Here is a 22,030-nt window from a genome sequence, read left to right as displayed (position 1 = left end):
CCTCCCGCCCCTCGTCCTCCCCACCGGCCCCCACCGGGCGCCGGCCGGTCCCGTCGTGTCATCCCCCGTGCGCTCTCCGCTTGCGTCTCCCCCGCGCGGGCCGTCCCCAATCCCCCGTCGTGGCCCGTGTCCCGCCGGGTGCCGCCCCGGGTCGTCATGTGCCCCGGTAGCGGTCCACCACGGAGGTGAACTCGCCGACGAGGTGCTTCGTCACGGGTACGCCGGACGGTCCGCCGAGCAGGTCCGCCAGTTCGACGTCGCACACCACGGTGACCTTGACGGTCGTGACGGCGCCGCCGGGCAGGTCCAGTTGGCCGGGCACGACCTGGACGTCCCCGTTGCGGCAGGAGACGCCCTGCTGGCGCAGCGTCGCGAGGGCCGAGTCCCGGCCCGGCTGCGTCATCCCGTCGACGCTGCGCTGCAGGGAGGCGGTGCGGGCGCCGGCCCGGGCGGCGGCCTCGACCGTACCGGCCGTGGTCTGCACCCGCCCGGCGGCGATGGCCACCAGGACCAGTCCGACCACCGGGGGCACGACGATCGCCGCCTCGATGGCGACCGCGCCGCCGTCGCTGCGCCGGACCGGCCACCACCGGGGTCGGCGCGCGGCGCAGGGCTCGGAACGGCCCTCGGAACGGCGCTCGGCGCGGAGCGCCGGCCACCGACCGGCCCGGGTCCGCGGTCTCACGGCGCCACCGCCACCGGCGGGACGAAGTGCTCGCGCGGCGCCTCGGCGAACTGCGTGAGGGCGGGCGCCGACAGCCCGGGTATCAGCAGCGGCGGGCGCACCGCCACCGTGACCCGGACCACTTCGGGCGTGCTGCCGTCGGTCGTCACCGTGTACGAGTGCACGCCCTGCCGGTCGAGGAAGTCCCTGGCCTGTCGGCGCGCCGCCTCGTTCTTCACCTCGTCCGTCGCGTTGCCCTGGATCCGGCCGGCGTCCACGCCCTCGCGGGCGGCGGTGAGCGCGAGCTGGCGGTCGTACCACAGCAGCGCGGCCTGGACGACGAGCATCAGGAGCACCAGGACGACCGGGAAGACGATGGCGAGGCTCACGCTCATCGACCCCCGGTCGCCGCGGCGGCGAGGTCGGTACGTCACTTGGTGGCGCCTCCCGCGCCCGCACCCGGCATGTTCGGGTCCTGCTCGACCTTCTGCACGACCTTGTCCTTCAGCAGGTACAGCGCGGTCGCGACGGCGCCCGCGACGAAGACCAACGCGATGATGGCGAGGGCGAGTTCGATGCTGATCGCGCCGCGGTCGCCGCGCGCGCGGGCGGCCCGCAGCCGGCCGAGCCGCAGGGTGAACAGCAGCAGGGCGAACTGCACGGGCAGCAGGACGGGCCGGATCAGCCGGCCTGCCAGGTGGACGAGTCGGACGGTCATTCGGGTCTCCCGGGGGTGGAGTGCGGTGTGGTGCCAGATGCCCTGCGAGGATGGTCAGTTGAGCATCTGGTGGAGTGCGGGGAAGACGATCAGGACGGTCATCAGCAGGGTGAGGGCGGCTCCGGGTGCGACCATCCGCTCGCTGTCGGCGTTGGCGCGGGCGAGGTCCTCGGCGAGCAGTTCGCCGCGCAGGCCCTTGGCGCGCGCCCGCAGGGTGTCGTACACGGCGGCGCCGTCGGTGCCGGACAGCCGCATGATGTCCGCCACGTCCTGCAGCGGGCTGAGCCCCAACTCCTCGGCCAGCGCGTCGAGTCCGGCCCAGGGCGGGAGCCGGTCGGTGGCGGCGCGGTCGAGGGCGTCGCGGATGCGCCGGAACACGGTGCCGCGCCCGACCGCGGCGGCGCGGCGCAGCGCCTCGGCGGGCCCGCAGTCGGCGGCCCGTTCCAGGGCGACGAGTTCGAGGTAGGCGGCGATGCCGTGCAGGTACTCGGTGCGCGCCTCCTTGGCCTCGCCGCGCACGATGGCGTCGGGGACGAACCAGAGCAGGCCGGCCAGCAGCGGCCCGGCCAGCAGCGGCAGGGCGAAGGGCAGGCCGATGTCCATCAGCGCGGCCATCGCGCCCAGGTAGGCGGGCAGCAGCAGGCCGATCGCGGCGAACAGCAGCTTGTGCACCATGAACCGGGCCGGGGCGCGGCCGATCAGGGCGAGTTCGCGGTGCGGCAGGGACACTCCGCGCAGGCCGATCGAGCGCTCGCCGATCCGGTCGTACCAGCGCGGCCGCTCGTCCGGGTCCGCGGCCCGTTCGGCGGGGGTGCGGTGCAGCCGGTCCAGGGCCTGGCGCAGGTCGGGCGGCGCGGGCCGCAGTTCGGCGATCAGCAGGGCGACGCCGCCGGCGGCGACGGCCCCGGCCAGCACGGACCAGGGGGAGATCACCGGACCTCCCCGAGCTGCTGGAGCGCCTCGTCCTCGCGCGCCGGGGCGCGGCGCCCGGCCTTGCCGCGCCGGTCGGACGCCAGCAGCCGGGGCACCGGCGGGTGCGAGGCGAGGGCGCGCATCCAGGCGATGATCGCGACGAACAGGGCGGCGACGACGGCGAGCACGATCTGGCCGAGCAGCGTGCCGTACGGCCGGGTGTACTCGGTGTTGAAGGAGCCGACCGTGACGACCAGCACGATGATGCCGACCAGCCAGCGGATGGTGGTGCGGTGCTTGGCCCGGTCGGCCTCGATGGCGCGGCGCTGGCGGACCTCCTCGCGCACCGAGTCGGCCATGTCGGCCAGTGCCCGGGCCAGGCCGGGGCCGCTGTCGCCGGACCGCAGCACGAGCGCGGCGAGCACCTTGTCGGCGGTGGCGTCGGCGACGCTGTCGGCGAAGGCCTGGAGCGCCTCCTCGGGCCGCCAGCGGGCCTGGAGCCGGGCGGCCAGCTCACCGATCTCCTCCTCCAGGGCGGCGGGGGCGGTGCGGCGGCTGGTGACGATGGCCTGGTTGAGGCCGACGCCGAGCAGCAGCACGTCGGCGATGCGCTGGGTCCACTCGGACAGCGCCTCCAGGCGTTCGATCCGGCGGGTGTCCGGGCGGGTGGTGTCGAACAGCCAGGGCAGGCCGAACACGGCCAGCGGCACCAGCAGGGCGGCCAGCGGGATGCCGGTGAACAGCCAGGCGAGCGGGGCGCCGGCGAGCGCGAGCGGCAGCTGGATCCGGCGCAGCCGGGCGACCCGGGCCGAGGCGGCGCCGGGGGCGCCGTACCAGAAGACGTGGGCGCGGCCGGCCAGCGGGTTGCTCCGCTCCGGGGTCTCGTCCTCGTCCGCCGGGTCGCTGCCGCGGGCCCAGGCCACCAGGGCGACCAACCCGCCCGCGACGGCCAGCCCGCACAGGGCGAACAGCAGCATCATCGCGCGCCACCGCCGATCCGCAGTTGCAGCGGGGTGGCCCAGCCGCCGTAGCGGGAGCCGAGCAGGGCGGCGTCGAAGCCGGCCCTGCGCAGGTCGTCCAGGCACTGCGGCGGGGTGTGCGGGACCGCCCGCGGCTCACCGAGGTCCACCCGGGGGCCGAACACGGTGTTCAGCGCGGGCCGGCCGCTCTCGCCGAGGCCGGCGACCTCCAGGACGTGGGAGACGAAGCGGTGCCGGCGTCCGCCGACGGCGGTCTCGTCGACCATGGTGACGTGCACGATGAGGTCCAGGGCGTTGGCGGTGAGCCGGTAGGCGAGCGAGTCGGTCATGTGCGAGCCGTACTCCAGGCAGAGTTCGGCGATGCGGTCGACGACCATGTGCGGGCCGCGGGCGTGCAAGGTGCACATCGAGCCGCCCTCTCCGTTGGTCATGACCCGCAGCATCGGGACGACCTCGCCGGATCGGACCTCGCCGACGATGATCCGGGACAGCGTCATCCGCAGCGCCGCCGGGATGAGGTCGCCGATCGTCAACTCGCCCGCCAGGCGGCCTTCGACGCGTTCGCCGTTGCCCTCGCGGGCCTCCATCGGGACGACCTGGCGCAGGTGGCCGAGAGTGTGCAGCCACAGCTCGAACTCCGACTCCAGGGTGCCGATCCGCTCGTCCGGCGGGATCTCTGCGGCCATCGCGCGCAGCAGGCTGGTCTTGCCGACGCCCTGGGTGCCGGTGATCATCACGTTCTTCCGGGCCCGGATCGCGGCGGCCAGGAACGCGGCCAAGGTGCTGTCCAGGGTGCCGAGTTCGACCATCTCCGGCAGGGTCGCCGAGGCCACCCGGTGGCGCCGGATCGCCACGTACGGGCGGGGCGTCACCTCGGTGAGCGCCTGGAGGCGCATGCCGCCCTCCAGGCGCAGTGCGAGGGTCGGGCTGGCGGTGGACAGGCTGCGCTCGCCGCCGCCGTGCTGACGGGCCAGGTCCTGGAGCAGTTCGACGAGTTCGGCGTCGCTCTCGGCCACCGGCGGTACCTGGCGCAGGGGTTGGTGCACCCGGGAGACCCAGACGTCGTCACAGCCGTTGATCAGGATGTTCTCGATCTCCGGGTCGTCCAGATAGGGCTGGAGTCGCCCGGCCCGGAACAGCAGGTCGAAGACGGCCTCGGCGAGCGCGCGGTCCTGCTCCCGGGTGGGCGGGATGCCGTGGGTCTGCGCGTAGGCGTCGGACCAGCGGGCGACTGCCTCCTCGATCAGCGCGCGGCCGCGCTGGCGGCGGGTGGCGCGGTCCGGTTCGGCGCCCGAGGTGGCGGTCAACCGGGTGATCTGCTGGTGCAGTTCGGCCGCGACCTGGCGCTTCAGCTCGCGGGCCACCTGCGGGTCGACGGCCGGCCGGGTGGCGGCGCCGCGCAGGTCGAGCGAGGGCAGCTGGGAGGGCACGGCGGTGGGCGTGGCCGCGCCGCCCGCCTGGACGTACGGCGGCGGCGCGGGCTGCGGGGCGACGGGGCCCGGCCGGTAGGCCTGGGGCGGGGCGGCCGCCGGCGCCTGCGTCTGGGCCTGTGTCGGGGCCTGGGCCTGGGCCTGGGTGGCCCAGGGCAGCGCGGCCGGGTCGGCCGCGGGGTGCTGGTGCAGGGGGCTACCGCGCACGGAGCACCTCCCCGGGGTTGTACGGCTGCGGACCGTTCGGGTGTGCCTGATCAGGTGTCACGGCGGGCTGCTGGAGCGGGTAGCGGCCGTCGTCCTCGGGCTCCGGGCGGACGTACCCGGGCTGCTGGCCGTACGGGGCCCCCACCTGCTGGTCGTACGGGGTGGACCCGCCCTGCTGGTCGTACGCGACGTAGCCGGCCTGCGGCCCGTACGGCGGCTGCGGCTGCGGCTGGACGTGCCCCGGGAACGGGGCCGGAGCGGCCGGCTGGGGGGCCAGCCCGGCCAGCGGCGCCACCGGGCCGGTGGTGATCACCGGCCCGACCGGCTGCGGCGGGGTGTACGAGGGCTGCTCCCCCTCCACCGGCCGGTACGCCGTCGGCGCAGCCGCCTGCGGGGTCGGCACCGGGGGCTGGGCGTGAACCGCGGTCGGGGGCTGGGCCGGGGTCCCGGTCCGGGCCGCGGCGGTGAGCTGGGCCGGGACCGGCGCGGCGGTCGGCGCGAGCCGCTGGCGACGGCGGCGGACCAGCAGCTGCACCTCGTCCGCCGCCGAACGCGCCGTCCGCATCAGCTCCGAGCGGATGAACCGCCGGTCGGTGATGTCACCGCCGTCGGAGAGCACCCGGGCGGTGCGGGTGGCGTGCGGCAGCAGCCCCAGCACCGGCAGGCCGAACTCGCGCGCCACCTCCGGCCCCGAGTACGGCCCCTCGGCGACCAGCAGCAGTCCGAGCGCGTCCACCCCGGTGCCGGCCGTGGCGAGGTCCTCGGCGAGCGCGGCCAGTCGGGGCCGGGCCGAGCTCAGGCCGCGCAGCGTGGTGCGGACGGTCACCGCGACCACGTCCGCCCGGCGGGCCAGCACGGCGCTCACGCCGGTGGCGCCGGAGCGGCCGAGGTCCACGATGACGTCGTAGCCCTGCGGTTCGAGGCCGTGCAGCAGGTCGACGAGCGGCTCCCAGGTGTAGGCGAGGCCCGGGGCCTGGGTGGGGTCGGTCAGCCCGGGCAGCAGCAGCCGCTCGGCGGTGCCCTCGGGCGAGAGGTCGATCAGCTGCTCCCAGATGGTCTCGGCGAGCAGTCCGCGCCGGTCCGCGACGGCCAGGTTGCGCAGCCCGTACACCGCGTCGACCCGGCCCTCCAGGGCGCCCGCGAGCACCGCGCCGCCGTCCGGGTCGGCCTCCACCAGCAGGACCCGCCGTCCGGACTCCAGCGGCCAGGCCAGCAGCAGGGCCAGGGCCGCCGTGGTCGCGCCGGGCGCGCCCGGGCCGCCGGCCACCGCGATCACCGCCATCAGGCGCCACCCGCCCCGGTCGGGGGCACGGGGGCCGTGGCAGCGCCGGGGGTGGTCCCGGTCGCCGGGGCCGTCGGCACGGTACTGCCGCCGGTGCCCGCACCGGCGGTCCCGGTCGCGCTGCCGGCCGCGGCGGCGCGCGGGGCCAGCAGGACCTGGATCCGGCCGCCGGCCACCCACTGCGCCAGCCGGGGGCCGTCCGCCGCGCCGACGGCCACGTCGATCACCTGGCTGCCGTCGGTGTCCACCCGGCCGACCGTGATGACCGTCGCGGGCATCGAGTCGGCCTTGGTGTTGTCCGGGGTGTAGACCACGACGATCTGCAGCCCCGGCTGGAGCCGGCTGGCGGGCAGCTGGCTGCGCTTGGCCGAGACGCCGACCACGATCTGGCCGGGCTGCACCGCCAGGGTCTGCGCGACGTCGCCCCTGGTGAGCATCGCGCCGCGCTTGAGGTCGGTGGCGGCCCGCATGCCGACCGCCTTGTCCCGTTCGGTGGCGGACAGCGGCCGCAGCGCCGGATCCCCGGCGATCCGGGCCACCACCAGGTCGTCGTCGGTGATCACCTGCCCCCACGGGATGTCCCGGGCCAGCGCCAGCACGGCGACCCGCTGGCCGGTGCTGTTGTAGAGCACCGCACCGCCCAGGCCGCCGGCGGCGATCAGCGCGACGGCCATCGCCAGCACCGCCGGGCGCCGTCGCCGGGCCCGCAGCGTCCGGCCGGGGACGTGCGGGGCGGCGCGCCCCTTGCCCTTGCCCGCGCCGCCGCCCGGGGCCTCGCCCGGCCCCTGCCCCTGGTCCGGGACCGCCACGGACACCGCGGCCCCTGCGGGTGTGCCGGATCCCGGCGTCGCGAATGTACGGTTCTCCACCGGGTTCCGCCCTTCCCTCGTGCTCGTTCCGGATCGTCAGTACTGGTTTCTCGGTGCTCGGGTCACCGCTGCTCAGGCCGCCGGTGCCGGGCTTCGACACATGGACTTCGGCGCCGTGGTCGCGTGCGGCCGGGCCGCCGGCGCCCCGCAGCCGGGCCGCGGGGCATCGGACGTCCGCCGCCGCCAGGTCAGTTGAGGACCTGCACCTCGGCGACCTTGAGCGTGAAGTTCGAGGACTGCGGCATCTTGACGTCGAAGGTCTTCGCGTTCGGCCCCGTGACCACGACCTCACCCACCCAGTTCGCCGTCACCGTGCCGTTGAAGACGCCGCTCTTCCTGGTGCCCGAGCCCACGGCGAACTCGTAGCCGCAGTCCGGCGACTTGGCGGCGCCGTACTTGGGGTCGTACGGCGTCCCGGCCTTGTCGCAGGTCACGGAGACGCCGCTGTCGAAGACCCAGGTCACGCCCCTCAGCACCGGTGTGACGGTGACGGAGGCCCCCGGGACGGACAGCGTCTTGGGCGCGGGCGCCGCCACGCCGTCCAGCCAGAGCCAGACCGGCGCCTTCACCACCGCCGTGCCCTTGGGCGCGACGCCCGCCGTCGGCTTCGGGAAGCGCATCTCGTGGGCGAAGCCGAAGCCGACGTCCACCAGGTTCAGCGCCGGCGGCCCGGCCGGCGAGGTGGCCTCGAACACGATCTCGGCGCCGTCCTGGCCGCCGCCCGTCTGCGGGCAGACCTTCGAGTAGAGCGCGCCCTCGGACGGCTTGTGGCCCTGCCACTCCGGGTCGCCCTCGGGGGGCGGGTTGTCCAGCGGGCGGAAGTAGCACCCGACGCCGCTGTTGAACCAGCCGCGCTCCGGGTCGTGGCAGGGCCACTGCTGGTCGTGGTAGCTGCACAGCAGCGGCCCGTCGCCCGTACTTCCGCCACCGCCACCGCCACCGCCGGGCTGCGACGGTCCGGGCTTCGGTTTCGTGCCCCCGGAGTTGACCCCGGAGCAGATCACGTCCGGGTAGCACTGTTCGGCACCTCCGCCCGGCGGTTCGTCCGCCGCCGCCGACACCGCCGAGGCCAACAGCAACCCGGCGGACAACGGCGCGAGGATCGCGAATCGCCGGGCCGGTTTACGCGTGTTCAGCATGCCCGGTCCACCTCCCGCTTGAAGTCGTAGATCAGCCAACGTGCTTGGAACCAGCGCAGGGACGCGGTCGCGACGTAGCGGTTCAGTCGGTCGCCCGGATCCTTTGCCACCTGGGTGACGGCGTCGACGCGGTGCCATCCCGATACGTCGACGCAGTCCTCGATCACGGCGGTCTGCGGATCGGCTTTCAGGTCAATGGCCTTGACCACCGCCGAATTGCGCGGCGTTCCGGTCATCACCAGTTTGGCGTCGCGAAGTTGGCGGAGACTGACCAGGGTGTCGGTAAGGGCCCGCCCGGAAGAGTACGTCTCCAGAGCGAATCCGTCCGAATCCGACCGCCCGAATGCCTCGGCCTGGGCCTGCCACCAGTCCTGATACGTCTTCAGGGCGAGTCGCCCCATGGCACCTTCCGGCCCGTCCGTCGGCGCGATCGAGGTGTTTACCGAACCACCCGAAGGAGGTACCGGATCCACTCCCGCGACACTGGGCGCAGCCGTTCCGAGCCGATCGACGGAACCATCGGCACCGCCGCTCGCACAGGCACCGAGGAGCAACACCAGAACCACCCCACCGACCCCAACCGCCCCAGGGCGCAACACATTTCCGCGCTGCCGCATCGCCCCACCTCGTCGCGACCGACCGATTCATGATCCGTGGCCGCCGGAAGAATTCCGTCGTCCCGCAGGTGTTTCCGCTGGGGATCGATTCTTCGCCAACCCACCCCATCACGGCAACACCTCAGGCCACCTGACCTTACGCGGAAGGCGGTTCCGTCGGGGCACTTTCCCGCCACAGAACGGCCAACAGTTCTTCGGAAAGCGACAATCCGGCCAATGCGCCCCGAACCGCGGCCCGATTGCGCATCAACAGGCGCCCGCCCTGCGGCGGAACGAGCAGGCGCGCGCCCGGCGCACCCGAACTACCCGGCGCTTCGCCCCCGTCGAGCAGCGCGGCGACGGACGGCTGGAGGTCCAGCGGGGCGACGGCGGCCGGGGCACCCGGGACGCCCTGCCGCAGCACGGTGGTCAGGGCGTGGCTGAACGAGCCCTCACCACCTGGCAGTACGGCGTCCCGGCCGCGTCTGCCCGGGGTGTACCGGCCGACCCGGCCCCACAGCGGGACGCGCGGGTAGGCCAGCAGTTCCCCCGCACCGTCCTCGCCGCCGCCGCGCTCCAGCGCCGCCCAGGTGTCCCGGTCGGCCACCGCGTCGACCAGCAGCAGGGCCTCCTCGTGGTCGCCGTGCACCATCGCACTGACCACCCAGTCCCAGGCCAGGCCGCGCCGGTAGGCGTTGTCGGCGGTGCTGCCGCCGGTCACCAGGGCGAGCCGGCGCCCGCGCGGATCGACCGCCAACTGGCCGACCAGGCAGACCACCAGCCACCGGCCCGGGTGCTGGGCGGCCTCCCGGACGGCGGTGAGCATCGCGTTGGCGTCCGCGTCCGGCGCCACCTCGGTGACCCGGCAGCCGGCCGCGCCGACGTCGAAGCACATCCCGGGCAGCACCCGCGCGAGCAGCCGGGCTCCGTCCGGCGCCAGCGCCGAGCCCCCGAAGCCCCGATCGGGCCCGCCGTTCGCCCCGATCACCACCAGGTCGACCCCGCCCGCCATCCGCACGCCCCCTCCCATGCCGGCCCCGGCGCACCCGGGGCCGCCCGCCGCGCCCGCCGCTGCCGTGGTGAGCAGGGGCGCGTACCGTACCGCCGCCGGGCAGGCTACCGCTCCGGGCGGCCACCGACGGGGCTCCCGGCCCGTCCGCTCAGGGACCATGGGCCCTATCGGCACGCGCGCCGACCGGAGGACGATCGGACGCATGGAGCGTGAGGACCGTGTGGAGACCCTGAGCGAGGCCGAGTGCCTGCGACTGCTCAGCACCGTGCCCGTCGGGCGCGTGGTGTACACCGAGCACGCGCTGCCGGCCGTGCTACCGGTCTCCTTCGAGGTCCTGGACGGGCGGTTGGTGCTCGCCGTGCGCCGGGGAAGTGCCACCGCGCGCGGGCTTGACGGCACGGTGGTGGCCTTCCAGGCGGACCTGCTGGACCCGGTCACCCGGACGGGCTGGAGCGTGCTGGTCCACGGCCGGGCGGACGTGGTGCGCGAGCCCGAGCAGGTGCGGCGGGTGCTGCGGTCCGGCCTGCGGCCGTGGGTGGGGGACCCGGAGCCGCTGTTCGTCGCGCTGGTGCCGGAACTGGTCAGCGGCCGGCGGCTGTTCCCGACCGGGCAGGACGCGCTGGGGCGCGGGGCGCTGCGGTCCTGAAACACCCGCAGGCCGCCGCGCCCGGGTTCCCGCGTTCCTGTGTTCCCGGGTTCCCGCGTTCCGCACCGCTGACAGATACCGGCGGGTACGCATACGCTTCCGGCGTCCTGACCCCTCCCCCAGGAGCGCACCGTGACGAGCTTCGCCTCCCTCGCCGATCTGACCGCCGCCGTCGGCACCGAACTGGGCACCAGCGAGTGGCACACCATCGGACAGCGGCAGATCGACCTGTTCGCCGAGGCGACCGGCGACCACCAGTGGATCCACGTGGACCCGGAGCGGGCCAAGGAGAGCCAGTTCGGCTCGACCATCGCGCACGGCTACCTGACCCAGTCGATGATCCCGGTGCTGGCGAAGGAGTGCTACGGCGTCGAGGGCGTGCGCATGGCGCTGAACTACGGCTCGGAGAAGGTGCGCTTCCCGGCGCCGGTGCCGGTGGGCACCGCGATCCGGGCCACCGCCGAACTGCTCTCGGCCACCGAGGTGCCGGGCGGGGTCCAGGCGGTGGTGCGGTTCACGATCACCAGCGCGGAGAGCGCCAAGCCGCACTGCGTCGCGGAGACGATCACCCGCTTCTACGCGTAGCGGTACCGGACGGTTCTCCGCGTAGCGGCACCGGGCGGTGGCCCTGGGCGCGCGGCCGGGGCGGGGTACGCCGATTGGCCCGCGCGGGGCCGCTCACCAGGTCCGGACGGCCCATAACGAGTAATCTCCGACGAGATGGTTGTCGTATCGCAGCGGCCTCACCAGCCGCCCGGATACGCGCCCCGGCACGCCCGGTAGCCGTGACCGTCCTTGGAGGAGCCTTGCCCCGCCCCGCCCCCTGGTTCTCCCGCCTCGCCGGTCTGTCCTCGCAGTTCACCACCCCGCCGACCAGCAGCCCGACCACCAGCCCGGCCCTCGGCCCGACGGCGAACCGCACCGGGTCGGACCTGGCCCGACTGCCCCGCGCGGCCTGGCACCGGGTCCGGGCCGAGGCCTTCGGGGCCGAGCCCCGGGGCGAACGGCTGGCCCGGATCCACCGCTCCCCGCAGTTCGCCGACGGCGCCTTCCGCAACCCGCTGCCCACCCGCCGCCTGGTCTACGAGCGCAGCCCGCTGGAGATCACCCGCGCCCAGCTGACCGGGGACAAGACCCGCCGGGCGCCGACCGCCGCCGTACCCGTGCACCGGCTGCTCCCGGTCGACCTCGCCCTGCCGCCGGATTCCGGACTGCGGCTCACCTGGCTCGGCCACGCCACCGTGCTCGCCGAGATCGGCGGGCGGCGGGTCCTGATCGACCCGGTGTGGGGCGAGCGCTGCTCCCCGTTCGCCTGGACGGGGCCCAAACGGCTGCACCCGATGCCGCTGCCGCTGTCCGAACTCGGGCCGGTGGACGTGGTGGTGATCTCCCACGACCACTACGACCACCTCGACATGGCCACCATCCGCGAGCTGATCGGAACGGACGCGGTGTTCGCCGTCCCGCTCGGCGTCGGCGCGCACCTGGAGCACTGGGGAGTACCGGCCCGGCGGATCGCCGAACTCGACTGGTGGGAGTCGGTCGAGGTCGCCGGGCTCACCCTCACCGCCACCCCGGCCCGGCACTACTGCAGCCGCGGCCCGCGCACCAGCGCGCTGTTCCTCTGGGCGTCCTGGGTGGTGGCCGGCGGCGGGCACCGGATCTTCCACAGCGGGGACACCGGCTACTTCCCGGGCTTCGCCGAGATCGGCCGCCGGCTCGGGCCGTTCGACGCGACGCTGATGCAGGTCGGCGCGTACAGCGACTTCTGGCCCGAGGTGCACATGACGCCCGAGGAGGGCGTCCGGGCGCACCTGGACCTCGGCGGCGATCTGCTGCTGCCGATCCACTGGTGCACCTTCAACCTGGCGACGCACCCCTGGGAGGAGCCCGCCGAACGGGTGGTCACGGCTGCCCAGGCGCTCGGCGCCCGGCTGGCGGTGCCCCGGCCCGGCAAGCCCTTCGAACCGGTCGACCCGCCCGCGCTGCGGCTGTGGTGGCGCGCGGTCGCGGCCACGCCTCGCGGCATCGAGCCGCTGGTCCGGGACCGCAGCGCGGTGCCGGACCGGGAACGGGCGACGGATTTCAGCGAGCAGATCTCAAGATCTGCTCGCTGAAATCCGTCATCTGCTCGCTGTTACCTGCCCGCCGTCACTTGTCCGCCTCCGGCCGCCGGCGGCGGATCAGCGCCCAGGCCCGCTGCTGCACCAGCAGGGTCAGCACCCCGGCCAGTACGATCCCCAGCAGGTTCAGCAGCAACTGCACGCTGGAGCCCGAGAACTGGCGGAATTCCCCGTACCCGAGCGCGACGGTGGCGTTGGCGGCGGCGGGCACCGTGGTCACCGAGATCGCCACTCCGACCAGCATCCCGGCCTTCGAGGAGGTCAGCGAGAGCACGCCCGCGATGCCCGCCAGGAAGGCGACCACGAAGGACGTCGCGTCGGGCTGCCAGATGAACGAGGTGTTCGGCCGCGCGGCGGCGAACTTGGCCTCGCTGAACAGCCCGAGCCCGTCCATCAGCAGAGAGAACCCGACGGTCAGCGCCATCGCCACCGCGAAGCCGGTGACCAGCGCGTTCAGCGACCGCAGCGCCGGGCGCAGCCGCCGCTGGACCAGCGCCACGCACAGCCCGGCCAACGGCCCGAACTCCGGCCCGACCGCCATCGCCCCGACGACCAGGATCGCGCTGTCCAGCACCGCGCCGCACGCGGCCAGCATGGTCGCCACGGTGAGGAAGGCCAGGAACACCCAGGTGAGGGTGGACTCCTCGTGCGTGATCTCGGAGACCGACTCCCAGACCAGCGCGTCGGCCCCCTCCCCCGGGGCCAGCCGCTCGGCCTCGTCGGCGGCCGCCGAGAGGGTCAGCTCGATGCCGGAGACGTCGATCGCCCCGCGCTCGGGCAGGCCGGTCCCGCGCAGCACCCCCAGGATCTCGTCCGCCGACTCGCGGGCGACGTCGCAGAGCACCACGTCCCCGGCAGGCCGTACGGCCGCACCCGGCAGCACCACGACGTGCGTCACCCCGACCGCGGCGTCCAGGCTGCTGAGCACGGGCTCCCGCAGGTCGGGCGGGACGATCAGGCGCAGGTGCAACACGAGCACTCCGGTGGGACGGGGCGGGCGAAAGTCCCGCCCACCCTAGGCCGTGACCCGACGCCGCCAGCGACCCGCCGTCACCCGGTGGTGCTCCTCGCCCTGCTGGCGGCCGCGGTGTCACCCCGCCAGGACGTCCCGCAGGGCGCGGGCCTCCTTGACCAGGCGGCTCGATCCGCCCTGCTCCGCCGTCGCCGTCACCTCGGCCACCGGTCCCCGGGTGCGGGTGCGCCGGGCGCAGTCCGCCGCGAGGGCGAGCAGGTCGCCGAGGCCCCGGGCGGGCGTGCCCTCGCCGCCCAGCAGGGCCGGCAGCGCGGGCTCGAGCACCGACCAGACCGTGCCGTAGGCGCCCGTCCCGGCGGCCAGGGCGAGCGCCGCCGCGAGCCGGTTGAGCTTCACCGCGCCGCAGTCGACCAGCGCGCCGAGTTCGCGGCCGAGCTGCGCGCCGTCCAGGTCGCCGCGGGCGGCGAGCACCAGCAGGGCGTCGACGGCCGCCGTCCGGTCCTCGGTGTGCCGGGCGCCCAGGCCGTAGGCCAGCGCCAGGTGCAGGGCGAGCCCGGCCGGGCCGCCGGCCTCGGCGAGAGCGGGCAGCAGCCGGCCCGTGTCGCGCTCGTCCCGGTCGGCGCCCGCGGCGAAGTGGTCGAGCCACCGGGCCGCCAGTTCCTCCCGGTGCCAGGGGAGCATCGCGGCCCAGTGCGCCGTGGGCCGCCACGTCCAGCCGCCCACCTTGCGGGCCCGGGCCACGCTCGGCTCGGTGCCCTCCAGCAGCGCCCTGAACTCGGGGGCGAGCCGCTCGCCGTCCGGGCCCTTCGGGCCGGCCCCGATGCCGGGCTGGGCGACGGCCACCCGCCGGACGTCCTCCCACCAGCGGTCCGCGTACTGGTGGCCGTGCTTCGAGCCCCGGCCGGGGGCGAACAGCACCCGCTCGGACGGCTGGTCGGGCAGGCCGCCGGTGCGCAGCCACTGGGCGACCCACCGCCCGGACGGCGAGGTGAGCGCCTCGGCGGCACGCAACACCCCGGCGTCGGCGCGGGGGCCGACCCGCAGCAGGGCCGCGCACAGGTCGGCCCGGCCGGGGGTGATGCCCGCCGCCTGGTACCCGGCGAGGCGTTCGACCAGCGTGCCGGGGTCGAGCGCCCCGGTGGTGTCGGTCGGGATGGCCAGCAGGTAGGGCGGCCGGTCGGCGGTCACCTGCCAGGCGGCCTCCTCCAGCCGGGCGGCGAGGGCGGTGCCCTGCGCGGTGTCGTTCTGGCCGCGCAGCGGGGAGCGCTTCTTCTTGCCGCCGAGGAAGTCCCAGACCCGGTGCGGCGGCGTCTCGCCGGCCACCGCGGCCGCGACGTAGAGGACGTCCCGGGGCGAGCAGTCGTGCCAGCGGCCGACGCCGCTCCACGGGTGGACCCGCCGGACCGGCTCCAGCGCCTCGGCGAGCGCCGCCCGGTCCTGGTAGGCCTGGCGGACCAGGCCGTCCAGCACGCGCTCGAAGACCGCCGGCTCCGGCTCGTCGGCGGCGAGCAGGGCGGACAGCTCCTGCGCGAGTTCGGCCGCCGAGGCGATCGGCGGGCCGATCGGGAGGGGCTGGGGGGCGGGCGGGAGGAGTTCGTTCCACCCGGTGTCCGGGTCGTCGTCGCCGTCGCCACCGACCGGTGCGCCGAACAGTTCACCGGCGCGCCGGTGGTGGGCGGGGTTCAGCGCCTCGGCGGCGAGCCGCAGTTCGGGCAGGACGGCCTCCCCGGCCACGCGCAGGTGGCGGGCCACCACGTTCAGCGCCCGCTCCTGGACGGCCTGGTCCGGGTGCCCGAACGCCTCGGCGGCCGCGAGCACTACCGGCCCGGACCGCCCGGGCTCGCGCCGGGCCGCCCGCTCCAGCCAGCCGAGTTGGGCGCGGACGAGCTTCTTCTCGGCCCGGAACAGCACCACCGCGGAGGACTCGACCAGCACCTCGGGTTCGATCAGCCCGGCCTCGTCCAGCCCGGCGAGCACCTCCTGGGCGTGCCCGGCGACCACCGACAGCCCGTCCAGCAGCGGCAGCACGTCCCGTACCCGGGCGGCGTACTCCTGCGGGGTCGGGGCGAGGGCCCTCAGCACGTCGAGGAAGAAGCGCTGGTCGGCCGGCTTGCCGCCGCGCAGCAGCCGGGCCAGGCAGCGGTCGATCAGGTCGGCCCGGTCGAGGTCGCCGGCGGCGGCGAGTTCGGCGATCGCCTCCGTAAAGGCGTCCCCGGGGCGGGGGCTGAACCGCAAGGACACCGCGCCACCGATGTCGGCGAGTTCGAACACCCGGGGCAGCAGCAGCGGGGTGAACGCGTCGGCCCGCAGCAGCTCGACCAGGGTGGGCCGTGCGCCGCTGCCCCGGCGCTGGCGTTCCATCCACTCGCGGACGAAGGGCTCGCTCTGCGGCACCGCGCAGCCGGTGCGGCGCACCACGGCCTCGATCACCGGGTACAGCGCCCAGCCCCAGCTCGGCGCCGGCCGGGCGGCGAGCCGGGTGGCCACCTCGATCTGCCACTCCACCGGCTGCGCCGCGACGAGTTGGCCCACCGCCGGGTGGCGGGCCCAGCCGAGCGAGGTGAAGTCGCGGGCGCCGAGCCAGGTGGCGGCCCCGGCCGGGCCGGGGTGGCAGCCGGCGCCGGCCAGCAGCAGGGCGCCCCTGGTGGCGAGCGCCTCCTTCGACCACTCGTCACGCAGTTCCTTGCGCAGCGCCTTCAATGCGAGCAGGCAGTCCCGGCGCTGCGCCTGGTCCAGCGCGGCGACCAGCGCCGGTATCTGCGGCATCCGTCCGCCCCGGACGGCGGCGAGCAGGTCCTCGACCGCCGCCTCGCCCCGCACCGCCTCCGGCATCGGCGCCACCGCCGTCGCGCCCCGCACCGCCTCCGACCCCCCTGCCGCCGCGCTCATGCCTGGACCCCCTTATCCGTCGTCGGAACCGCCGGGACCGCCGGGACCGCCGGAACCTGTTCCCCGGCCGCCCGTTGGGCCGCCTCCCGCACCATCGCGACCGCCAGCGCGTGCTTGCACGGACCGCGCCCGCCACGGTACTTGGCCCACCAGAGGCAGGTGCAGCCGAGGCGCCCCGCCTCGTCCGTACGCACCCGCTGGATGTGGTCGTCCACCATGACGACGGCCGTCGTGCCGCCCGGCTCCAGCCGCACCGCGCCCGCCGCGACCAAGGCCTGGGCGGCACGCAGCCGCGGGTTGGCGGCCTCGGCCCGCCCGGCGTCGTACGGGAGCTGGCGGTGGAAGTAGGCGGCCTCGGCGGTGTCGTAGCCGATCTGCCCGGCGGTGCCGAGCCGGGTGAGCGCGGCGCGGACCCGCTCGTGGCTGAGCCCGGACTGCTCGGCGAGGTCGGCGACCTCGATCCGCGGCTCCCAGGCGAGCAGTACCGCGACGAGGTCGGCGTCCTGCTCGGCGGTGCCGGTGGCGAGCGCGCCGAGCATTCCGCCCTCGCCGGAGAAGCCCCGGGAGGCGTCGGGCGAGAGGGTCAGGGTGAGCCGCATGCCGGGCAGGACCACTTCCCACGCCGAGGCGGCCGGGCCGGTGGCGGCGACCGGGCCGTACACCCGCAGGGCGAGCGCGTGCCGCAGCACCCGCTGGAGCGCCACCAGCCGGTCGGGCCCGGGCAGGCAGACGGCGCCGGGCACCGGCCGGGTGGTGGGCCGCAGCGTCCGCCCGGCCGGGACGACCCAGGCGGTGCTGGAGCGGCCGCCGCGCGGCAGCGAGCGCAGGAAGCGGACCGCCTCGGCGGCGGGCAGTTCGGCGCGCAGGTCGAAGCCGGCGGCGACGACCTGGGTCTCGGCGAAGCCGCGCAGCCAGCGCTGCGGCAGCGGCACCTTCTTCTCGACCAGCGGCCCGTCGAAGCTGGTGACCTCCAGCGCGTCCGGCCCGACCGCGAGGTGCAGCGGGTCGCTCGGGCCGATCCTGGTCAGGGCCTCCCGCAGCGGGTTGTTGACGTCCACGTTGGTGGTGCCGTGGCCGATCTCGTCGCCGTCGAGGCCGGCCTGGAGCACGTCGAGCCGGGCGTAGACGCCGCAGCAGCCGGAGAACGACTCGAAGCGCAGCCGGTCCCCGTTGGCGGTGACCACCGGGTCGAGCGAGGAGCGCAGCTGCGGCTGGTAGTACCGCGCGGCGGCGACGTCCGCGACGGCGAGCAGCGCGGCGGCGGCCGGCGCCGGGTCGGCCAGGAAGCCCGCGAAGAAGCGCGGGTTGGCCGTTTCCCCGAGCGGGGTGGCGCCGCCGGAGGTGGCCAGGTCGAGGTGCCGGCCGTCGGCGCCGTCGAGGACGGCGGACGGGCGCAGATAGGCGTACGCGTGTGCGGATTGCGTCATGTCGAACACGCTAGGTGAGGGCACTGACAATCCGTCGGGCCGCGACCGCACTGGAACAGGTTCTACCAGGCGCCGGAGCCCCGGGGCGTTACCCAGGTCACACCGCGGCGCGGCGGGATTCTGCCACTATGGGCCCGTGACCGACCTGACAGAACAGGAAATCCGGGCCGACCGCCCGGCCGGCTCGTTCGCCGGACTGCTGGAGCTGGAACGACTGGACGAGAACACGTTCCGGGGCCGCTGCCACGCCGGGGCGCCGATGCGCGCCTTCGGCGGACAGGTCGCCGCGCAGGCGCTCACCGCCGCCGGCCGCACCTGCGAGGGCCCGCGTGCGGTGCACTCGCTGCACGGCTACTTCCTGCTGCCCGGCGACCCGTCCCAGCCGATCCGCTACGAGGTCGAACGGGTCCGCGAGGGCGTCTCCTACACCACCCGCCGGGTGACGGCGGTGCAGAACCAGAACGCGATCTTCACCCTCTCCGCCTCCTTCAAACGCCCCGAGACCGCGACCGACCGCCACCGCACGATGCCGCCGCTGCCCGGGCCGGAGACCCTGCCGGACGCCTTCTCGCTCTGGGACCCGGCCCTGCGCGCGGCGATCACCGGCACCGGCGGCTTCCGCGACCTCGAACTGCGCTTCGTCCCGCCGGACGCGCCGGGCGTGCCGGCGTCCGTGCCGGGGATGCCGCAGCAGTTCGTCTGGCTGCGCATCGCCTCCCCGCTGCCCGAGGGCGACCCGCTTCTGCACGTCTGCGCGCTCACCTACCTCTCCGACCTCACGCTGGCCTCCACCGCCGGGCTGCACGAGCAGCCGAACTTCTTCCAGCGCACCGAGCCGCCCCGGCTGCTGATCGCCTCGCTCGACCACGCGATGTGGTTCCACCGCCCGTTCCGGGCCGACGAGTGGCTGCTGTTCGCCCAGCGCAGCCCGTCCTCCTCGGACGGCCGGGGGCTGTCGCTCGGCGAGTTCTACGACCGGGACGGGCGGCTGGTCGCCTCCGCCGTGCAGGAGTCGCTGATCCGCCGGCTGCGCTGATCCGGCGCGGGACGGGACGGCGCGGGGCGGAACGGGCCGGGGCGGAACGGGCCGGCGGCCCGGACCCCGGCGACGGTGACCGCACGGCGAACGCAAGGGGGCCGGTCGGCGTCATACTCCTGAGCGGCCCCGGCCCGTATCATGGTGCGGGTGACCAAGGTTGACCTGTCACCACGGCCGGTGGAGGCGATGTCTCCGCGCCAGCTCGAACGCCGCGGAAGCCTGATCGCGGCCGCGCTCGCCCTGGTGAACGAGATCGGCGTCGAACGGCTGCAGATGAAACAGGTCTGCGAGCGGTCCGGAGTCGCCCTGGGGACGGCGTACCGCTACTTCTCCTCCAAGGACCACCTCCTGGCCGCGGCGATCGCCGAGTGGCACCGCCTGCTGCTGGCCGACCTGGTGGCGGAGCTGCGCGGCCCGCGCGCCGGGCGGGGGGCCACCGACCGGGCGGTCCGCTTCGTCCGCGGCGGGATGCGGGCCTACCAGCGCCAGCCCGAGCTGGCCCGGCTGCGGGTGGCCGTCGCCGCCTCCACCGATCCGTTCGCCAGCGAGACCTTGCAGGGCATGGCCCGGGCCGACAGCACCGCCCTCCAGGCGGTGACGACCGAGGTGCCGGCCGCCGCCAGCGACCTGGTGCGGCACATCGTCGCCCACGCCTGGCAGGGCGAGCTGACCGCCTGGGTGACCGGGCGCACCACCCTCGGCGACGCCCGGCGGCGGCTGGAGGACGTGGTGCGGCTGGTGCTGAACCCGTACGAGACGCCGTACCCGGCGCCGTACGAGGTCCCGTCCGGCGCCCACCGGCCCTGACCCGTCCGACGCGACAGCCGGCTCAACTCCCCGGTGCCGGACGGCTTCCGCCCGTGGTTCCGGCTCGCCGCGCGCGCCCCGGCCCATGAGCACCCGGCCTGACGGGACGTAAGTCCCCACCCTCCGCCTCCCCGGCGCGCCCTCCCGCCCCTCGCGGCACGAACTGGACATAGTGCGACATGCAGCTTTAATCCGCCGATGTCGCCGAAGCCCACGTCCGCCCCGAGGCAGGAGAGTCCACCCGATGAGCAGCCAGCCGCCGCAGCCCGACCAACGCGCGGAGGAACCCGACGAACCCGCCGCGACCCTGCCCGCCGACCGGGCGGTGTTCGGGATCAGCGCCGCCCTGGTGCTGGCCGTGGTCGCCTGGGGAGTCTTCGCCGAGGACTCGCTCGGCCGGACCTCCAGCAGCGCGCTCGGCTGGGTCCTGCACAACTTCGGCTGGCTGTTCGTGGTGGCCGCCGACGTCTTCCTCGTCCTCACCGTGCTGCTCGCCTTCAGCCGCTTCGGCCGCATCCGGCTCGGCCGCGACGACGACGAACCCGAGTTCTCCACCCTCGCCTGGGTCGCCATGATGTTCAGCGCCGGCATGGGCATCGGCCTGATGTTCTACGGCGTCGGCGAGCCGCTCCAGCTGTTCGCCACCCCGCAGCCCGGCTCCGGCCTGGAACCGCAGAGCGCGGCCGCCGCCCAGCAGGCCCTGGAGTTCTCGCTGTTCCACTGGACGCTGCACCCGTGGGCGATCTACGCCGTCGGCGGCCTCGCCCTCGCCTACACCACCTTCCGCAAGGGCCGCGGCAACCGCATCTCCGCCGCCTTCGTCCCGCTCATCGGCCAGCGCGGCGCCGACGGCTGGGCCGGGCGCGCGATCGACCTGCTGGCCGTCTTCGCCACCGTCTTCGGCTCCGCCACCAGCCTCGGCCTCGGCGCGCTCCAGGTCGCCGACGGCCTCGGCTACATCACCTCCGTGCGCAACACCCAGAACGCCCAGCTGATCATCATCGGCTCGCTGACCGCCGCCTTCGTGCTCTCCGCCTTCTCCGGCGTCCACAAGGGCGTCAAGTGGCTCTCCACCGCGAACGTCGTCCTGGCCTCGCTGATCATGCTCTTCGTCTTCGTGTTCGGCCCGACGGTGTTCACGCTGGACGCGATCCCCTCCACCGTCGGCGGCTACCTCTCCGACCTGCTCGGCATGTCCACCCAGACCGGGGCCTTCACCGACGAGAGCTGGCTCGGCTCCTGGACGATCTTCTACTGGGCCTGGTGGCTCTCCTGGGCCCCCTTCGTCGGCACCTTCATCGCCCGCATCTCCCGCGGCCGCACCATCCGGCAGTTCCTGCTCGGCGTCCTGCTGGTGCCCAGCGGGGCCACCGTGATCTGGTTCTGCGTGATGGGCGGCACCGCGATCCGGCTGGTCACCACAGGCACGGCCGACCTGGTCGCGACCATCCCGAAGGGCGCGGAGGCCTCGCTGTTCGAGATGCTGCGCTCGCTGCCGCTCGGCTCCGCCACCAGCGTCGTCGCCGTGCTGCTGGTGATGACCTTCTTCATCACCAGCGCCGACTCCGCCTCCCTCGTCCTCGGCTCGCTCTCCAGCCGCGGCTCGCTGCACCCGCGCACCTGGCTCGTGGTCGTCTGGGGCGTGCTGATGGGCGGGGTCGCCGCCGCCCTGCTGCTGGCCGGCGGGCTCACCGCGCTGCAGAACGCGACGATCCTGGTCGCGCTGCCGTTCGTGGTCGTGATGCTGCTGCTCTGCGTGTCCCTGGTGAAGGAGCTCCGCGAGGACCCGGCCGCCGGCCCGTCCCGCCTGCACCCCGTGCACGGCCTGCGCGACGCCGTCCGGGTCGCCGTCGGCGAGGCCCTCGCCGAACGCACACCACGCCGCTGACCAGCGCGTACGCCTCACCCGCGCGGGTGGGGCGTACGCGGCCAACCGACGCCCAACCCCCGCCCGGACTTCACCCGCGCGTACCGACCGTTCACACCACCCTGGAACCCTCCCTGTCATGAACGCCAGCCCTCAGGCGCCCTACCAGGAACCGCGCTTCCCGCTCCCCCGGCGCCACCGCCGACTCCTCGCCGCCACCGCCGTCCTCGCCTCCATCGCCCTCGGCACCTTCGGCGTCGGCGCCACCGTCGAGACCGTCCAGCACGGCACCCTCGCCGCCACCACGGCCACCGCGAGAAAGTGACCCGCGAGAAAGCAACCGGAGAGAAAGAGACCGACTGACCGTCCGATCCACCCCTTCAGCACCGCCGTCCGCCCCCGGACGCGGTGCTTCCGCCTTTCCGGCGACGGCGGAGCGGCGAGGCGCGA

At 75.1% G+C, this 22,030-nt stretch carries 21 protein-coding genes; 7 read left to right on the top strand and 14 right to left on the bottom strand.

Features of this window, described 5'->3' with window-relative positions:
* Window positions 1–154: 154 nt before the first annotated feature.
* From AC07BF_RS08475 to AC07BF_RS08425, 11 genes are all read right to left on the bottom strand, one after another.
* Window positions 155–685 (bottom strand): TadE/TadG family type IV pilus assembly protein, encoded by a 531-nt coding sequence (locus tag AC07BF_RS08475; protein ID WP_363579171.1) that lies wholly within the window; start codon window positions 683–685, stop codon window positions 155–157.
* Complete coding sequence (locus tag AC07BF_RS08470; protein WP_063350046.1) at window positions 682–1,059, bottom strand: TadE/TadG family type IV pilus assembly protein; 378 nt, start codon at window positions 1,057–1,059, stop codon at window positions 682–684. The genes AC07BF_RS08475 and AC07BF_RS08470 overlap by 4 nt, the downstream gene beginning before the upstream one ends.
* 35 nt (window positions 1,060–1,094) lie before the next feature.
* Window positions 1,095–1,382: a hypothetical protein gene (locus AC07BF_RS08465; RefSeq protein WP_363579173.1), complete on the bottom strand. Its 288-nt coding sequence runs from the start codon at window positions 1,380–1,382 to the stop codon at window positions 1,095–1,097.
* Between the two features lie 54 nt (window positions 1,383–1,436).
* The gene (locus AC07BF_RS08460) at window positions 1,437–2,315 is read right to left on the bottom strand and encodes a hypothetical protein (protein WP_363579175.1); all 879 of its coding nucleotides are present in this window, start codon (window positions 2,313–2,315) and stop codon (window positions 1,437–1,439) included.
* Window positions 2,312–3,274, bottom strand: a complete 963-nt coding sequence (locus AC07BF_RS08455) for a type II secretion system F family protein (RefSeq protein ID WP_363579177.1) — start codon at window positions 3,272–3,274, stop codon at window positions 2,312–2,314. Before AC07BF_RS08455 ends, AC07BF_RS08460 begins: the two co-directional genes overlap by 4 nt.
* A complete protein-coding gene (locus AC07BF_RS08450) occupies window positions 3,271–4,911 on the bottom strand; it encodes a TadA family conjugal transfer-associated ATPase (RefSeq protein WP_363579179.1) in 1,641 nt (546 codons plus the stop codon). Before AC07BF_RS08450 ends, AC07BF_RS08455 begins: the two co-directional genes overlap by 4 nt.
* The gene (locus AC07BF_RS08445; protein ID WP_363579181.1) at window positions 4,901–6,193 is read right to left on the bottom strand and encodes a hypothetical protein; all 1,293 of its coding nucleotides are present in this window, start codon (window positions 6,191–6,193) and stop codon (window positions 4,901–4,903) included. The genes AC07BF_RS08450 and AC07BF_RS08445 overlap by 11 nt, the downstream gene beginning before the upstream one ends.
* Complete coding sequence (locus AC07BF_RS08440; protein ID WP_363579183.1) at window positions 6,193–7,008, bottom strand: SAF domain-containing protein; 816 nt, start codon at window positions 7,006–7,008, stop codon at window positions 6,193–6,195. Before AC07BF_RS08440 ends, AC07BF_RS08445 begins: the two co-directional genes overlap by 1 nt.
* Before the next feature lie 242 nt (window positions 7,009–7,250).
* The gene (locus AC07BF_RS08435; protein ID WP_363579185.1) at window positions 7,251–8,201 is read right to left on the bottom strand and encodes a hypothetical protein; all 951 of its coding nucleotides are present in this window, start codon (window positions 8,199–8,201) and stop codon (window positions 7,251–7,253) included.
* Complete coding sequence (locus tag AC07BF_RS08430) at window positions 8,195–8,674, bottom strand: hypothetical protein (protein ID WP_363579187.1); 480 nt, start codon at window positions 8,672–8,674, stop codon at window positions 8,195–8,197. The genes AC07BF_RS08435 and AC07BF_RS08430 overlap by 7 nt, the downstream gene beginning before the upstream one ends.
* Window positions 8,675–8,954: 280 nt before the next feature.
* Window positions 8,955–9,809, bottom strand: a complete 855-nt coding sequence (locus tag AC07BF_RS08425) for a hypothetical protein (protein WP_363579189.1) — start codon at window positions 9,807–9,809, stop codon at window positions 8,955–8,957.
* A gap of 202 nt (window positions 9,810–10,011) precedes the next feature.
* On the opposite strand from AC07BF_RS08425, the gene AC07BF_RS08420 reads away from it, so the two are divergent.
* The 3 genes from AC07BF_RS08420 to AC07BF_RS08410 all read left to right on the top strand — a co-directional run bounded on the left by AC07BF_RS08420 (window position 10,012) and on the right by AC07BF_RS08410 (window position 12,572).
* On the top strand, window positions 10,012–10,455 hold the full coding sequence (locus AC07BF_RS08420) for a pyridoxamine 5'-phosphate oxidase family protein (protein WP_063350036.1): 444 nt from the start codon (window positions 10,012–10,014) through the stop codon (window positions 10,453–10,455).
* A gap of 132 nt (window positions 10,456–10,587) precedes the next feature.
* On the top strand, window positions 10,588–11,040 hold the full coding sequence (locus tag AC07BF_RS08415; RefSeq protein ID WP_363579191.1) for a MaoC family dehydratase: 453 nt from the start codon (window positions 10,588–10,590) through the stop codon (window positions 11,038–11,040).
* 347 nt (window positions 11,041–11,387) lie between these two features.
* Window positions 11,388–12,572 (top strand): MBL fold metallo-hydrolase, encoded by a 1,185-nt coding sequence (locus AC07BF_RS08410; RefSeq protein ID WP_363579651.1) that lies wholly within the window; start codon window positions 11,388–11,390, stop codon window positions 12,570–12,572.
* Window positions 12,573–12,606: 34 nt separating this feature from the next.
* Here AC07BF_RS08410 and AC07BF_RS08405 read toward each other — a convergent pair whose 3' ends face one another.
* From AC07BF_RS08405 to AC07BF_RS08395, 3 genes are all read right to left on the bottom strand, one after another.
* Window positions 12,607–13,551: a DUF389 domain-containing protein gene (locus tag AC07BF_RS08405; protein ID WP_363579193.1), complete on the bottom strand. Its 945-nt coding sequence runs from the start codon at window positions 13,549–13,551 to the stop codon at window positions 12,607–12,609.
* Between the two features lie 117 nt (window positions 13,552–13,668).
* Window positions 13,669–16,440 (bottom strand): DUF7824 domain-containing protein, encoded by a 2,772-nt coding sequence (locus AC07BF_RS08400; protein ID WP_400805050.1) that lies wholly within the window; start codon window positions 16,438–16,440, stop codon window positions 13,669–13,671.
* On the bottom strand, window positions 16,437–17,867 hold the full coding sequence (locus AC07BF_RS08395; protein ID WP_400805048.1) for an SWIM zinc finger family protein: 1,431 nt from the start codon (window positions 17,865–17,867) through the stop codon (window positions 16,437–16,439). The genes AC07BF_RS08400 and AC07BF_RS08395 overlap by 4 nt, the downstream gene beginning before the upstream one ends.
* A gap of 136 nt (window positions 17,868–18,003) precedes the next feature.
* On the opposite strand from AC07BF_RS08395, the gene AC07BF_RS08390 reads away from it, so the two are divergent.
* The 4 genes from AC07BF_RS08390 (at window position 18,004) to AC07BF_RS08375 (ending at window position 21,905) form a co-directional block, all read left to right on the top strand.
* On the top strand, window positions 18,004–18,903 hold the full coding sequence (locus tag AC07BF_RS08390) for an acyl-CoA thioesterase (protein WP_363616798.1): 900 nt from the start codon (window positions 18,004–18,006) through the stop codon (window positions 18,901–18,903).
* A gap of 150 nt (window positions 18,904–19,053) precedes the next feature.
* On the top strand, window positions 19,054–19,713 hold the full coding sequence (locus AC07BF_RS08385) for a TetR/AcrR family transcriptional regulator (protein WP_363630658.1): 660 nt from the start codon (window positions 19,054–19,056) through the stop codon (window positions 19,711–19,713).
* A gap of 244 nt (window positions 19,714–19,957) precedes the next feature.
* The gene (locus AC07BF_RS08380) at window positions 19,958–21,601 is read left to right on the top strand and encodes a BCCT family transporter (protein ID WP_363579201.1); all 1,644 of its coding nucleotides are present in this window, start codon (window positions 19,958–19,960) and stop codon (window positions 21,599–21,601) included.
* A gap of 118 nt (window positions 21,602–21,719) precedes the next feature.
* On the top strand, window positions 21,720–21,905 hold the full coding sequence (locus AC07BF_RS08375; RefSeq protein WP_350875387.1) for a hypothetical protein: 186 nt from the start codon (window positions 21,720–21,722) through the stop codon (window positions 21,903–21,905).
* Window positions 21,906–22,030 lie beyond the last annotated feature (125 nt).

The organism is Kitasatospora sp. NPDC043950, assembly GCF_056435345.1.
Note: the sequence above shows the minus strand (reverse complement) of the source record. Positions and strands in the feature narration are given on the sequence as shown.

Coding starts and splice junctions, on each gene's coding strand:
- AC07BF_RS08375 (WP_350875387.1), top strand. CDS start 21,720: ATGAACGCCAGCCCTCAGGCGCCCTACCAGGAACCGCGCTTCCCGCTC.
- AC07BF_RS08435 (WP_363579185.1), bottom strand. CDS start 8,201: ATGCTGAACACGCGTAAACCGGCCCGGCGATTCGCGATCCTCGCGCCG.
- AC07BF_RS08470 (WP_063350046.1), bottom strand. CDS start 1,059: ATGAGCGTGAGCCTCGCCATCGTCTTCCCGGTCGTCCTGGTGCTCCTG.
- AC07BF_RS08420 (WP_063350036.1), top strand. CDS start 10,012: ATGGAGCGTGAGGACCGTGTGGAGACCCTGAGCGAGGCCGAGTGCCTG.
- AC07BF_RS08425 (WP_363579189.1), bottom strand. CDS start 9,809: ATGGCGGGCGGGGTCGACCTGGTGGTGATCGGGGCGAACGGCGGGCCC.
- AC07BF_RS08445 (WP_363579181.1), bottom strand. CDS start 6,193: ATGGCGGTGATCGCGGTGGCCGGCGGCCCGGGCGCGCCCGGCGCGACC.
- AC07BF_RS08455 (WP_363579177.1), bottom strand. CDS start 3,274: ATGATGCTGCTGTTCGCCCTGTGCGGGCTGGCCGTCGCGGGCGGGTTG.
- AC07BF_RS08380 (WP_363579201.1), top strand. CDS start 19,958: ATGAGCAGCCAGCCGCCGCAGCCCGACCAACGCGCGGAGGAACCCGAC.
- AC07BF_RS08400 (WP_400805050.1), bottom strand. CDS start 16,440: ATGAGCGCGGCGGCAGGGGGGTCGGAGGCGGTGCGGGGCGCGACGGCG.
- AC07BF_RS08395 (WP_400805048.1), bottom strand. CDS start 17,867: ATGACGCAATCCGCACACGCGTACGCCTATCTGCGCCCGTCCGCCGTC.
- AC07BF_RS08465 (WP_363579173.1), bottom strand. CDS start 1,382: ATGACCGTCCGACTCGTCCACCTGGCAGGCCGGCTGATCCGGCCCGTC.